General features: G+C 72.2%; 12 protein-coding genes. 9 read left to right on the top strand and 3 right to left on the bottom strand.

All coding sequences use genetic code 11. The annotated features are described in order from the left end of the window. Positions 1–10 precede the first annotated feature (10 nt). Genes ACWC2T_RS23015 through ACWC2T_RS23005 form a run of 3 tightly spaced genes read left to right on the top strand, consistent with a single transcriptional unit; the run spans position 11 to position 2,917 of the window. Positions 11–1,141, top strand: a complete 1,131-nt coding sequence (locus ACWC2T_RS23015) for a glycosyltransferase (protein WP_450672211.1) — start codon at positions 11–13, stop codon at positions 1,139–1,141. A 7-nt stretch (positions 1,142–1,148) separates the two neighbouring features. Then, positions 1,149–1,808, top strand: coding sequence for a lipopolysaccharide biosynthesis protein (locus ACWC2T_RS23010; RefSeq protein ID WP_450672210.1), 660 nt, complete (start codon positions 1,149–1,151; stop codon positions 1,806–1,808). Then, the gene (locus ACWC2T_RS23005) at positions 1,805–2,917 is read left to right on the top strand and encodes a GNAT family N-acetyltransferase (protein ID WP_450672209.1); all 1,113 of its coding nucleotides are present in this window, start codon (positions 1,805–1,807) and stop codon (positions 2,915–2,917) included. The genes ACWC2T_RS23010 and ACWC2T_RS23005 overlap by 4 nt, the downstream gene beginning before the upstream one ends. Before the next feature lie 169 nt (positions 2,918–3,086). On the opposite strand, the gene ACWC2T_RS23000 is transcribed toward ACWC2T_RS23005, so the two are convergent. The 3 genes from ACWC2T_RS23000 to ACWC2T_RS22990 all read right to left on the bottom strand — a co-directional run bounded on the left by ACWC2T_RS23000 (position 3,087) and on the right by ACWC2T_RS22990 (position 7,354). Next, positions 3,087–4,340, bottom strand: a complete 1,254-nt coding sequence (locus ACWC2T_RS23000; RefSeq protein ID WP_450672208.1) for a glycoside hydrolase family 26 protein — start codon at positions 4,338–4,340, stop codon at positions 3,087–3,089. Between the two features lie 150 nt (positions 4,341–4,490). Continuing rightward, positions 4,491–5,147: an LPXTG cell wall anchor domain-containing protein gene (locus ACWC2T_RS22995; RefSeq protein ID WP_450672207.1), complete on the bottom strand. Its 657-nt coding sequence runs from the start codon at positions 5,145–5,147 to the stop codon at positions 4,491–4,493. A 281-nt stretch (positions 5,148–5,428) separates the two neighbouring features. Beyond that, positions 5,429–7,354, bottom strand: coding sequence for an AMP-dependent synthetase/ligase (locus ACWC2T_RS22990; protein WP_450672206.1), 1,926 nt, complete (start codon positions 7,352–7,354; stop codon positions 5,429–5,431). 206 nt (positions 7,355–7,560) lie between these two features. On the opposite strand from ACWC2T_RS22990, the gene ACWC2T_RS22985 reads away from it, so the two are divergent. From ACWC2T_RS22985 to ACWC2T_RS22960, 6 genes are all read left to right on the top strand, one after another. Continuing rightward, complete coding sequence (locus ACWC2T_RS22985) at positions 7,561–8,076, top strand: hypothetical protein (RefSeq protein ID WP_450672205.1); 516 nt, start codon at positions 7,561–7,563, stop codon at positions 8,074–8,076. Positions 8,077–8,461: 385 nt separating this feature from the next. Continuing rightward, complete coding sequence (locus tag ACWC2T_RS22980; RefSeq protein ID WP_450672204.1) at positions 8,462–8,737, top strand: hypothetical protein; 276 nt, start codon at positions 8,462–8,464, stop codon at positions 8,735–8,737. Continuing rightward, positions 8,737–9,336 (top strand): vitamin K epoxide reductase family protein, encoded by a 600-nt coding sequence (locus ACWC2T_RS22975; protein ID WP_450672203.1) that lies wholly within the window; start codon positions 8,737–8,739, stop codon positions 9,334–9,336. The genes ACWC2T_RS22980 and ACWC2T_RS22975 overlap by 1 nt, the downstream gene beginning before the upstream one ends. A 130-nt stretch (positions 9,337–9,466) precedes the next feature. After that, positions 9,467–9,964, top strand: a complete 498-nt coding sequence (locus ACWC2T_RS22970) for a tyrosinase family oxidase copper chaperone (protein ID WP_450672202.1) — start codon at positions 9,467–9,469, stop codon at positions 9,962–9,964. After that, positions 9,948–10,814, top strand: coding sequence for a tyrosinase family protein (locus ACWC2T_RS22965; protein WP_450672201.1), 867 nt, complete (start codon positions 9,948–9,950; stop codon positions 10,812–10,814). Before ACWC2T_RS22970 ends, ACWC2T_RS22965 begins: the two co-directional genes overlap by 17 nt. A gap of 201 nt (positions 10,815–11,015) precedes the next feature. After that, entirely contained in the window at positions 11,016–12,428 is a 1,413-nt protein-coding gene (locus ACWC2T_RS22960) for a condensation domain-containing protein (RefSeq protein WP_450672200.1), read from the top strand. Positions 12,429–12,548: the final 120 nt, after the last annotated feature.

Here is a 12,548-nt window from a genome sequence, read left to right as displayed (position 1 = left end):
AAGAGGCACAGTGAAAGCCCTGCACGTCATCACCGGTCTCGGCGTCGGCGGCGCCGAGCAGCAACTGCGTCTGCTGCTCGCGCACCTTCCCGTCCGGTGTGACGTGGTGACGCTGGCCAACCCGGGCCCGGTCGCCGACGGGCTGCGGTCCGACGGCGTCCGGGTCACCCACCTCGGCATGGGCGGCAACCGCGACCTGAGCGCCCTGCCCCGCCTGGCCGGGCTGATTCGTGCCGGCGGCTACGACCTCGTGCACACGCACCTGTACCGGGCCTGTCTGTACGGCCGGATCGCGGCGCGCCTGGCCGGGGTGCGGGCGGTGGTGGCCACCGAGCACTCCCTGGGCGAGACCCAGATCGAGGGCCGTCGGCTGACCGCGGGCGTCCGGGCCCTGTACCTGGCCGGCGAGCGCCTCGGCCGGGCCACGATCGCCGTCTCGCCGACGGTGGCCGAACGACTGCGGCGATGGGGTGTGCCCGGTCGTCGCGTCCGGATGATCCCGAACGGCATCGACGCTCCCCGGCTGCGGTACGACGCGGTGCGCCGCGAGGAGGCCCGCGCGTTCTACGGAATTCCCCAGGACGCGTACGTCGTCGGCGGCCTCGGCCGCCTGGACCGGGGCAAGCGCTTCGACCTGCTCGTCCACGCGCTGTCCCAACTCCCTGCGGATGTAAGGCTGTTGCTGGTCGGCGGTGGATGCCAGGAGGCGGCGCTGCGGCGCACCGCCCACGACCTGGGGGTCGCCGACCGCGTGGTGCTGACGGGCGAACGGCCGTATCTGCCGGCCCCCCGGGACCGCGCGCCCGCGCTGGCCTCCCTGCTGTCCGCGATGGACGTGCTCGCCGCCCCCTCGGCGGAGGAGTCCTTCGGCCTGGCCGTGCTGGAGGCGCTCGCGGCCGGGCTGCCCGTGCTCTACACGACCTGCCCCGCCGTCGACGACCTGCCCCCGGACACCGCACCGTCCGCCCGACGTGTCAGCGGCGGCAGCGACGCCTACGTCCGGGAACTACTGCGGCTGCGCGCGGCGGGACCCGGCGAGCGTGCCGTCCCGGACGCCGTGCGGCACTACAGCATCGAGCGAACCGCCCGGCAGCTGATGGACGTGTACACGACCGTGCTGTCCGGCTCAACCTGGAAGTGAGGCCCCGATGTCCGACAGCCCCTCGTCGCCCGTACGACTGCCGCGCCGGATGCTCGCGCGTGCCGGGCGGCTGCTGCGGTGGATCACCCCGGCGGGCGCGCTGGTCGGCGCCGCCGCCGGGGGTGTGTACGGAGCGGTGACACCGGCTCGGTACACGGCCACCAGCTACGTCATCGCCGTACCCGCCGACCGGGCGAAGGCCGACTCCGCGACCGCACTCGGATTCGCGCAGGGGTACGGCCGGGTGGTGACCGAGCCCGGCGTGCTCGGGCAGGCACAGGCGGAGTCGGGGGTACCGGCGGAGAAGCTGCGCGGCAGCGTCCAGGCCGCGACCTCGCCCGACGCGCCGATGATCGCGATCTCGGCGACCTCCGAGCGCCCCGGCCGGGCCGCCGCCATCGCCAACGCCGTGTCCGGCGCACTGGCCCAGCAGGCCAACCGGACCAAAAAGGACACCGGCGTCGTGCTGGTGCGTCTGTCCCGTGCCCTTGGACCCACCGAGCCGTCGTCCGAGTCCCCGGCGCTGACCTCGCTCGTGGGCGCCGGCGCCGGTGGCCTGCCGGGCGGCCTCGCGCTGCTGGCCCGCCCACGCCGGGCGGCGGTGGACGACGACACGGGACGGGCGCAGCTGCCGACGCCGGCTCGCGCCGCCGAGGCCGTGCGATGACCACCGCGTCGGCACCCGCTCTGTCGGTGGAGGTGTGCACCGACGAGGAGGCCTTCGCCGGGCTGGCGGGGGAGTGGGAACGCCTGTACCGGGCCTGCCCGTCCGCGACCACGTTCCAGAGCCACCCCTGGCTGCACTCGTGGTGGCTGTCGTACGGGAAGCCGGGCAGGCTCCGGCTGGTCCTGGTGCGTGCCCACGGTGAGCTGGTGGCGGTGGCACCGCTGATGCGCCTGCCCGGCCCGTTGCCGGTGCTGGCGCCGATCGGCGGCGCCATCACCGACTTCTGCGACGTGCTCCTCGACGAGGCGGCGGCCGAGCAGGGCGCGGCCGCGCTGGCTGACGCCCTGACCGACCTGGCCCGCACCGCCCTGATCGACTTCCGCGAGGTACGGCCCGGCAGCGCGGTGGAACGTGTCTACGCAGCCTGGCGCGGGCCGCGCCGGTGCCTGAGCGACTCCGTGTGCCTGGAAATCCCCGTCCTGCCGATGGAGCAGCTGGTCAGGCGGTTGCCCAAGGCGCGCGCCCAGCGGGTGCGCAACAAACTGAACAAGCTGAGGAAGCTCGGTGCCGAGTGGCGCACCGTGGACCACCTGGAGGCGGGGGCGGCGCTGCGGCGGATGCTGGAACTCCACCGGCTGCAGTGGATGGGCAGGAAGGTCAACCCGGAGCATCTGCGTCCGCGCTTCCTCGACCACCTGGTCCGGTCCGTGATTCCCCTGGTCCGGTGCGGCGAGGCCGTGGTGAAGGAGTTCCTGTTGGACGACGAAATCGCGGCCGTCGATCTGACCTTCCGGTCGGGGAGGTTGGCGGGCAAGTACCTCTACGGCGTCCACCCGCGACTGCGTGAGCGCAAGCTGGACGCGGTGACGATGATGATCGGCGCGGCCGTGGACGACCTCGCAGCCGACGGGATCGCCGTGCTGAGCCTGCTGCGCGGCAGGGAATCGTACAAGTACCGCTGGTTTCCCGAGACCGTCGTCAACCAGCGTCTCCTGCTGGCCCGCCGGCGCACCGCACCGCTGCTGGCGGCCGCCGTCTGCGGCGCCGCGGCGCGGGAGGGCGCGAAGCGGCTCCTGCGCCGGACCACCGCCCCGGCCAGGTCCGCCTAGGCGCCTAGTGCCCCAACAGGCAACGTTCGCCCCGTCGCGACGCCCGGCACGCACTCTCGCCGCACCGGGCACAAGCCCAAGTACATCCAGTACGAGGACTTGCACCCGGCACGCCGAGAGCACGCACCGGACGCCGCTCCTTGACGGGCAAACGTTGCCTGCCGGGGCACTAGCTCGGGTTCCCCGCCCGCCGGCACAGGCCGCAGGGGTGCGGCGGGGGCGTCGGCGTCGTGGGGGCGGGCTGCGGAGGTGTCGGCGCTGCGGGGGCGGGCGGCTGGGGCGTCGGGTCCGGGGTGGGACTCGGCGCCGGGCCGCCGGACAGCAGCGCCCGGTAGATGGCGGACGAGCGGGGGTTGGCGGAGCACAGCCACACGCCGTGCGGGCAGTAGTCGCTGATCGTGTGATAGAGCGGCTTGTGCTCGTCCATCCACGCGAGCATGCGCAGCACGTACCTCGGGTCGTCGCCGTTGCGGAACAGACCCCACTCGGGGTACGAGAACGGCTTGCGGTGCGTCCGCGCGAAGTCGACCTGGTACTGCAGGCCGTAGGGCTCGGACACCTGCTGGTCGAAGGTCACGCCTTCCGGCTGGTCGTAGGAGTCCATGCCGATGATGTCGACGACGTCGTCGCCGGGATAGCACTGCGGCCACGGCACCGCGTCCGCGCCCCGGTTCGGGGTGAAGTCGAACCGGAACTGCTGCCCCGGCACCGAGCGCATGACGGTGACGATGCGCCGCCAGTACGTCTTCCAGTCGGCCGGGTCGGGGCCGCAGCGGTGGGTGTAGGTGATGCCGTTCATCTCCCAGCCGGGCACGAGGATCGTGTCCGGCACCCCCAGGGCGACGAGCCGTTCGGCGAGCACCCGGAAGTGCTGGTCGAACTCGCCTCTCGCGGCGCGCTGCAGCAGTTGTCCGACCTCGGCGTCCGACAGGTGTGCCTCGTTGCGTTCCATCATCGGGACGTTGACCACCAGGAGCCTGTCGTCCTTGGCGCGCCGCCACTGGGCCCACCTGTCGAGGAAGTTGTGCGCGCCCTCGATGTTGCTCCACAGGTCGCCGGGCAGATAGGTGTGGCCCACGCGCACCTCGGCGTGGTCGAGCCAGTCGCTGAGGCCCTGGATCTCCTGCACGCCGAGGGGCCCGTAGTTGAGGTACGCGCCGAACGCGGGCGGCAGCGTCGCCGCCCCCGGGGAGGGACCCGCTGCCCCGTCGGCAGGGCAGGCCGAGGGGAGGGGACCGGCGGGCCGTGCCTGCGGGGACACGGCCGGCGGCATGGACCGCGCCACCGGTGCGCAGGGTCGCGCAAGCAGGTTCGCCGCGGAGTCGTCCTTGAGAACCGGACTGGGAATGAAGGCCGCCGCCGCGCACACGCCGGCGGCGATGAACGCCATTCGCCTCAGGGGCCGGCGGCACTCGGACGTCATTCCCCACTCCTTTGGTGCGGCTGTACCCCAAATGTCAGGGCACAGCCATATATACGCTCATTGCACCAATGGAGTTGAGCGACTCGGCGCCGATCGACCACAAGGGGGAGCGGGGGGTGCCGGGCGCGGAGCGTCCGGCACCCGGGCGCACTACCGACGGGAAGCGGCTCGGCCCCGCCGGTAGAGGACGGTTCCGGCGGCCAGCAGCAGACCGCCGGCGGCCGTGGCCGCGATGGTGTCCTCGGTTCCGGTGTGGGCCATCTCCGGGGGCCGGTGGTGGTGGTGCTTGTGGTGGTGCTTGTGGTGGTGCGGCGGCTTGTGGGGCTTGTGCTCCGGCTTGTGCGGCGGCCGGTTCACGTGGTGGCGGTGCGGCGGCTTCTCCTCCTCGCCGTAGCACCCGCAGTGCTCGTCGTCGCCGTAGCTGCTGCCGTAGGACGACTCGTCGTCGCCGTAACTTCCGGAGTTGCCGTAACCCGTCTTGTCGTCGTCGCCGTAGCTCCCGGTCTTCCCGGGCTTCCCGGAGCTGCCGTGGCTCTGCTCGTCGTCGTCGCCGTAGCTCCGGGAGGGCTTGTGGCTCGGCTCGTCGTCGCCGTAGTCCCCGCCCCCCAAGGAGTGCTGGTGACTCGGTTCGGCCGCGGAGGCCGGGGCCTCCGGGGTCATCGCCGCGGCCTCCCTGTGCGCCATCTGCACGGCGTCCTGGGCCTGCTCGATCGCCCTCATGGCGCTCGCCATGCCCGGGAAGTCCTCGTCGGCGTCGTCCTCGTCGGCCATGTTGGCGGTCAGTGCAGCGGCGCGTGAGCCCGTCACCGTCGAAAACGGATCGGAGTCCGCGAACGCCCATGGTGTGTACAGAGTCAGGGCGCTTGTCGCGGCGGCAGCCACGACCAATCCCTTGCTCAGGGTCTGTCGCACTCTCGTTGTCTTCCTCTCAGGGGGAATCGGAAGCCGGCCACGGAGCCCGGTGGAGGGGGGCTTCACGCGTGCCACGACCTGCAGACTGTGAACGAGATATGGACACCCGAAGAAACCGGAAGAGGGGATATGCCGGTTAATTCACCCGAACGGCACTTCTGAGCGGCCCGAAAGGCTCATCCGCCGTACAGTGCCTCGATCTCCTCCGCGTACGCGGTCGCCACCGCCTGCCGCTTCACCTTCAGGGACGGGGTCAGCAGCCGGTTCTCCTCGCTGAACTCCCCCTCGACCAGCACGAAGGCGCGGATCGACTCGGCACGTGAGACGGCCTCGTTGGCGTAGTCCACGGCCCGCTGCACATCGGCGCGCATCCGCGGGTCCCGGACCAGCTCGGACATCGGCGTGTCCGCGGGCAGCCCGCGGACCGACAGCCAGTGGGCCACCGCGTCCGGGTCGAGCGTGACGAGCGCGGCGACGAAGGGGCGCCCGTCGCCGACCACGAGGCACTGGCCGACGGGCGGGCGGCTGCGCAGACGGTCCTCCAGCACGGCCGGGGAGACGTTCTTGCCGCCGGAGGTGACGAGGATGTCCTTCTTACGGCCGGTGATGGTGAGATAGCCGTCGTCGTCCAGCGAACCCAGGTCGCCGGTGGCGAACCAGCCCCCGGCGAGCACCTCGGCCGTGGCCGCCGGGTTGTTCCAGTACGACTCGAAGACCACCCCGCCCCGGATGAGGACCTCCCCGTCGGCGGCGATGCGGACCGCGGTGCCGGGGACCGGCAGGCCGACCGTGCCGGGGCGCGGCCTCAGCGGCGGGACGATGGTGGCGGCGGCGCTCGTCTCCGTCAGGCCGTAGCCCTCGTAGACGATGATCCCGGCCGCGTAGAAGAAGAGGTTGAGGTTGCGGTCGAGCGGGGAGCCGCCACTGATGGCGTATCGCATCCGGCCGCCGAGCTCCTTGCGGATGCGCCGGTAGACCAGCAGGTCGTACAGCGCCCAGGCCGCGTACAGCCCGATCCCCGGGCCCTTGCCCGTGCCGAGGAACTTGTTCAGGTACGCCTCCCCGAAGCGCACCCCGACGCGGTCCGCGCGGTCGAAGGAGGCACCCCGGCCGATCCGCTCGGCGGTGGCGCGAGCGGTGTCGTGGATCTTCTCGAAGAGGTACGGCACGCCGACCAGGAAGGTGGGCCGGAACTCCCTGAACATCGGGCGCAGTTCGTCCGGCTTGAGGCTCGGGCAGTGGCCCAGCTCGATCCGGGCCAGCAGGCAGGCGATCTGCAGGGTGCGGCCCAGGATGTGCGCGAGCGGCAGGAAGAGGAGCGTGGCCGCGACCTGGCCGGTGACCTCCTTGAAGACCGGGTGGAGCAGCTCGACCGTGTTGGCCGCCTCGGCGTACAGGTTGGCGTGGGTGAGCACACAGCCCTTGGGCCGTCCGGTGGTGCCGGAGGTGTAGCAGATCGTGGCCACCGCATCGGGCGCAAGGGCCGTACGGCGCTTGGTGACCTCCTCGTCGGGCACGTCCCGGCCGAGGGCGGTGAGGTCGGCGAGCGCGCCCGCGTCGAGGGTGAGGACCCGCGGCGGTGCGGGGTGGCGGGCCGTGGCGGTGGTGACCGTCCCGGCGTTCTCGTCCGTCTCGGTGACGACGAGACGGGCGCCGGAGTCGCGGACGATCCACTCCACCTGCTCGGCGGACGAGGTGGCGTAGACCGGGACGACCTGTCCGCCGGCGGCCCAGACCGCGAAGTCCAGAACCGTCCACTCGTAGCGGGTGCGGGACATCACGGCGACGCGGCCGCCCGGTTCGAGACCGGCCGCGATCAGCCCCTTGGCGACGGCGGTGACCTCGCGGGCGAAGGCCACGGCGGTCACCCGGTGCCAGGTGCCGTGCTCCCGGCGGCGCAGAACCACGGCGTCGGGTGCCTGCGTCGCGTTGGTGAAGGGGATGTCGGCGATGCTGCCACCGCCGTCGGCGCCGCCGGGCGCGAGCGCGGCGGTACGGACCTCGCGCACCGTGCCGCTCTCGTCCCTGATCAGCTCGATGCGCGCCCGCGCCGCCAGGTCGGTGCGCTGCTGAGCCCGTTTCAGATCCCTGCGTACGCCCATGACGGCTCCCGGTCGCGGCTCGGCTGACGCGGACTTACCGAAGAGTCAACTTACTCATGCGTAGCGGATGGTCAATGGGCCCGGCATGCGGAAGTCGTGCCCCGAACGGACGGGTGGTTCACCGGAACGCGCTCGATCGGTTGCGGGGCGCGTCGGGCGATTTCACGGTGGGCACAAGATCCCGCTCACCAGCGAAAGGAACGTCCATGGGGGTTCCACCCGTTCGACGCATCGTGTCCACCGCCCTCTGCGCCGCCGTGCTGGCCGGCGTCGCCGGCCCGGCCGCCTTCGCGGCCGACTCCACCCCGGACCACACCCGGACCACGGTGCAAGCGCCCGTACCCGGTTCGGACAAGCTCCTCGTGAACGTCAGCAGCCTCGGCCGCTTCGGGACCGTGCTCGAGCCGGTCAGCACCCTGCTCAACACCGTGCTCAAGGCCGACAAGGGCCAGCTCCCCGCCGACCAGGCGAAAAAGCTGGTCCAGGCCGCCAAGGAAGCCGTGGCCAAGGCGGCCGCGACGGCGCCCGCCGCGGGCTCGGCGGGCTCGCTCGGCAGGACCGACAGCGACCAGAGCGTGAAGGACGCGCAAGCAACGCTCGACAAGGCGCTGGACACCCTGCAGAAGGCCGCCACCGACGGCGACGGCGACCAGGTGACCGGAGCGGCCCACGGAGTCCTCTCCGGCCTCCTCGGCCTCCTCACCCACCTGCTGGGCCTGTAGGCCCGGGCCACCCCATCCCGTCGGGCCGGCTCCCCGGCACATTCCGCCTCGCCGATCCGAGCCGACCCGACCCGACCCGGGAGGCAGGCCCCGCGGCTTGCCGGGTCTGGGATGCGGGCGCCGCGAGGTGGCCTGCCTGATGCGATAGGTAGGCCGCCCCGGGGTGGCCGGCCGGCCCCGGGAGATAGGCCCCCGCGGCCTGCCTGGTCCCGGTCGGGCAGGTTGGCCGGTGCAGCACCGGACGTCCGTGCGGTGCCGGAACGTCCCGGCGGTGACACGGGACGCTCGTTCGGCGTCCCCCGATCGTGTGGAGCGCCGGTCGTGATCCACCGGTCGGGTGAGCCGTAGGCCGAGCCGTCCCGCGGGGTGCCGATAAGGTCGCGCGGTGACCTCAACCTCCGGCGACCCGCGCTGCTTCCGCCCCGCCGGCCAGGGCAGTCCCGTCCGGCCGGGCCCGAGGGTCCCGCTGCCGCCGGAGGCCGGCCAGGCGGTCGACGCCCGACGGTGCGGCATCCCGTCTCGGCGACCGGCCGCGGTCGCCGACGCCGGGCGGTCCCCTCAAGGACTCGCCGACGCCGCGCAGTGCCCTCAAGGACTCGTCGGCGCCGGGCAGTTCTCCAGGGCACCGGTCCACGCCCCTGCCCTCGGCCCGGACGCCTGATGGCGTCGGCGCAGGCACCCGGAGTGGCGGGTGGCAGCCGTGGTTTCGGGCTCCTCCTGGTCCTTGCCGGCGCGGCCGGGCTGCTGGCCTCCTGGGTCATCACCCTCGACGAGTTCAAGCTGCTGAAGAACCCGAACTTCACACCCGGGTGCAGCCTGAACCCCGTGGTGTCCTGCGGCAGCGTCATGAAGAGCGCGCAGGCCTCGGTCTTCGGCTTCCCCAACCCGATGCTGGGCCTGGTGGCGTACGGCGTCGTGATCTGCGTGGGCATGAGCCTGCTGGCCGGTGCCGCCTTCCCCCGCTGGTACTGGCTGACCTTCGACGCGGGCTGTCTGTTCGGGATCGGGTTCGTGACGTGGCTGCAGTTCGAGTCGCTGTACCGGATCAACGCGCTGTGCCTGTGGTGCTGTCTGGCATGGGTCGCCACGATCCTGATGTTCTGGTACGTCACCTCGTTCGCCGTACGACACCGCTTCCTGCCCGCGCCGGCCCCGCTGCGGGCGTTCCTCGCGGAGTTCACCTGGGTGCTGCCGCTGCTGCACACCGGAGTCGTCGGCATGCTGATTCTGACCCGCTGGTGGGGTTTCTGGACCAGCTGAGTACTCCGGCGCCCGTCCACCCCGGCGCCGGCTTCCGCGCTTCCCGTCACCGGTCCGGCCGCACTGCGGTGACCGCGAGGGCAGTCCGGCGGTTACCGCTTCGGACACCTGACCGGACGAGGAGTGAGCAATGATTCCAGAGGTCGGCGCGGCCCCGGCGAACGGGCAGCGCGGAACGCCGGTCGCGGGCGGAGCGCGGCCAGGGCGGAGCACCCGGCGGGAGGTGACGCGCAGGCTGCTCGGCTCGGCCGTCGGCGTCGCGTTCGTCCCGGCGGCCGTGGCCTGCGAGCGGTCCCCGAGCGTCCCGGACGACGACCGGCAGGCCGGTGCCTTCGACGAGACCTACCGCGGGCGCCACATCCGCGGCGTCGAGAACCACACCGGCCACCGGGCCGCCGCCGGTCAGTGGGAGGTCACCATCGATGGCCGCCCGCTCCATCTGATGCGCCGCGCCGACGGCAGCTGGCTGAGCATGGTCGACCACTACCGCTCGTACCCGACCCCGCTCGCCGCGGCCCGCGGGGCGGTCGACGAGCTGGGGCCCGAGGAGCAACTGCGCGACCTGGCACCGGGACCGATGGGCGGGATGCCGATGCACGAAGGAGGCGGGCATGACGTACACGCGTAAGAACGTCAGCAGACTCACCCGCACCGAGCGGCGACGGTTCGTGGAAGCCCTGCTGGCGGTCAAACGGCGCGGCGAGTACGACGAGTTCGTGCGGATGCACATGGAGTACAACGCCCCCGACGGTGAACGCGGCCTGCGCACCGCCCACATGGCGCCGTCCTTCCTGCCCTGGCACCGCAAGCTCGTGCTGGAGCTGGAGCGGGCGCTGCGCCGGGTGGACGAGTCGGTGACGGTGCCGTACTGGGACTGGACCCGCGACCGCTCGGCCACCTCGCTGCCGTGGACCGACGACCTGATGGGCGGCAACGGGCGGCGCTCGGACAAGCAGGTGACGACCGGCCCGTTCGCCTACAGTGCGGGCCACTGGAAGATCACCGAGAACGTGACCGACGTGCACTACCTCACCCGCGACCTCGGCCACCCCCGCAGCCCGATCCAGCTGCCGACCGGCCCGGACCTGGAGTCGGCGCTGGCCGATCCCGTCTACGACGCCGCGCCCTGGGACTCGACGGTGCGCAGGGGTTTCCGCAACAAGCTGGAGGGCTGGGGGCCGGGCCGGGGCAGTGTCTCCTGGCGCAACCACAACCGGGTGCACCGCTGGATCGGCGGGATGATGCTCGGCGGCGCCGCCGTCAACGACCCGGTCTTCTGGCTGCATCACTCCTTCGTCGACCTGCAGTGGACCCGCTGGCAGCAGCGGCACCGGGGCCACCACTACCTCCCGGCCGACCCGCCCGGCGAGGACGACGCCCAGTACGACCGGGTCGTGGCCCGGTACGAGCGGATGCCGCCGTGGGACGTGACGCCCGACGAACTGGAGGACCTGAGCGGGATCTACCGGTACGAGTGAGGCCGGCTCCGGACGCGCGCCACGGGAAGGGCTCCGCCGCGCCAGGTGCGGCTCTCTTCCCCGGGTGCCCTGAACCGGCGCCGCTCGCTTCGCCGTTCGAGCCCTCACACGTCCCGCTGAAAAACCGGCGACACGGCAACCGCCGCTCGCGCGCGGCCTCCCCGTGATCAAGTCTGAGTCTTCTGCGAAGGAGACGCCCCCGTGCGAATTTCTGACATTCAGCGCTGCGAAGTCCGGCCCGGACGCCTCGTCGAGTGGACGTACAGCCCGGCGACGGTCGCGGCCGCGGCAGCGCTGCCCCCCGACCCGCGGCCGCCGGCGTACATCCAGGAGTCGCACATCAGAACCGCGCGCTCGGTGCGCGACGACGGTCTGTTCGTGCCGACCTGGATCGGTACGGCGTTCGATCTGCCGGGCCGAGCCGATCTCGACGCGCTGGAACAGGCGTTGCGCGGCTGGACGCTGCGGCACGAGACGCTGCGCAGCGGCTTCAGGTGGGCCGGTGAGGACATGCACCGGTTCACGCTCGACGAGGACGACGTGACGCTGCGCCGCGAGGTGGTCGGTGACTTCTCCGACGCGGACACACTGGTCCGCTACCTGCAGGACCGGTTCGACGTCGCGGCGGACGCGCTCGGCTGGCCGAACCTCATCTACGCGGCCGTCGTACGCGACGATTCCACCAGCGTGTACCTGGCGTTCGACCACACCAACGTCGACGCCTACTCCCTCTACCGCATCCCGGACGAGATCCACGAGTTGTACCTGGCGGGCACCACGGGCCGGTCCACGGCCGGTACGCGGGTGGGCAGTTACGTCGACTTCTGCGAGCAGGAACGGGCGAACGCCGACGACATCGACGGCACCCACGCGATCGTCGCGCGCTGGCGGGAGTTCATCGGCCGGTGCGGCGGGAAGCTCCCGGACTTCCCCGTCGACCTCGGGGTGCGGCCCGGTGACGCACTGCCCACCCAGAAGCTCCTGCGCGAGCCGCTCGTCGACGCGGAGGCCGCCGCCGCGTTCGAGGCGTACTGCCGGCCCCACGGCGGCAGCATGGTGGGCGTGCTGGCCGCGACCAGCCTGCTCGTGCACCAGCTCGGCGGGCAGCCGGTCTACCGCACGGTCGTGCCGTTCCACACCCGGGTGAAGTCGGCGTGGTCGGACTCCGTGGGCTGGTACGTCGGCGGCGCACCGATCGAGGTGCCGACGACCGGGGACTTCGACGGCGCGCTCGCCGCGGTCCGCGCCGAGTTGCAGGCCAACCGGTCGCTGGCGCGCATCCCGCTGGCCCGGGTACTGCGCCTGCTCGGCGCGGACTTCCGCCCGACCTCGCCCGACATGTACTCGATCGTCTCGTACACGGACGCCCGCCTCGTCCCCGGCTCGGCCCACTGGACCGAGCAGAAGGCGTACGGGCTGATCCGGGTGTCGTACGGCGACCAGGTGTGCGCCTGGGTCACCAGGCTGCACGAGGGGCTGTGGTTCGCCTGCCGCTACCCGGACACCGACGTCGCGTACAAGAACATGCGCCGGTACATCGAGGGGTTGCGGGACCTCGTGGTGTCCGTGCCGACGGGCCGCTGTCATCGGGCAGTGGAACCGACCTTTTCGTAATACCGGGGCGGGGCGTGATTCCGGCCCCCGGACAACTGCCTTTTCTCCCGTTCCCGTTGGGACGCCCGATGCCAATCCGCGGCGCTCCGACGGCAGTTGTCGTATCCCGGAAGAGCCCGT

This window comes from Streptomyces sp. NPDC001393 (genome assembly GCF_053597455.1).
Note: the sequence above shows the minus strand (reverse complement) of the source record. Positions and strands in the feature narration are given on the sequence as shown.

Bases quoted from the DNA above. Each gene is read 5' to 3' on its own strand.
- ACWC2T_RS23010 (WP_450672210.1), top strand. From the start codon at position 1,149: ATGTCCGACAGCCCCTCGTCGCCCGTACGACTGCCGCGCCGGATGCTC.
- ACWC2T_RS23005 (WP_450672209.1), top strand. From the start codon at position 1,805: ATGACCACCGCGTCGGCACCCGCTCTGTCGGTGGAGGTGTGCACCGAC.
- ACWC2T_RS23000 (WP_450672208.1), bottom strand. From the start codon at position 4,340: ATGACGTCCGAGTGCCGCCGGCCCCTGAGGCGAATGGCGTTCATCGCC.
- ACWC2T_RS22990 (WP_450672206.1), bottom strand. From the start codon at position 7,354: ATGGGCGTACGCAGGGATCTGAAACGGGCTCAGCAGCGCACCGACCTG.
- ACWC2T_RS22985 (WP_450672205.1), top strand. From the start codon at position 7,561: ATGGGGGTTCCACCCGTTCGACGCATCGTGTCCACCGCCCTCTGCGCC.
- ACWC2T_RS22975 (WP_450672203.1), top strand. From the start codon at position 8,737: ATGGCGTCGGCGCAGGCACCCGGAGTGGCGGGTGGCAGCCGTGGTTTC.
- ACWC2T_RS22970 (WP_450672202.1), top strand. From the start codon at position 9,467: ATGATTCCAGAGGTCGGCGCGGCCCCGGCGAACGGGCAGCGCGGAACG.
- ACWC2T_RS22965 (WP_450672201.1), top strand. From the start codon at position 9,948: ATGACGTACACGCGTAAGAACGTCAGCAGACTCACCCGCACCGAGCGG.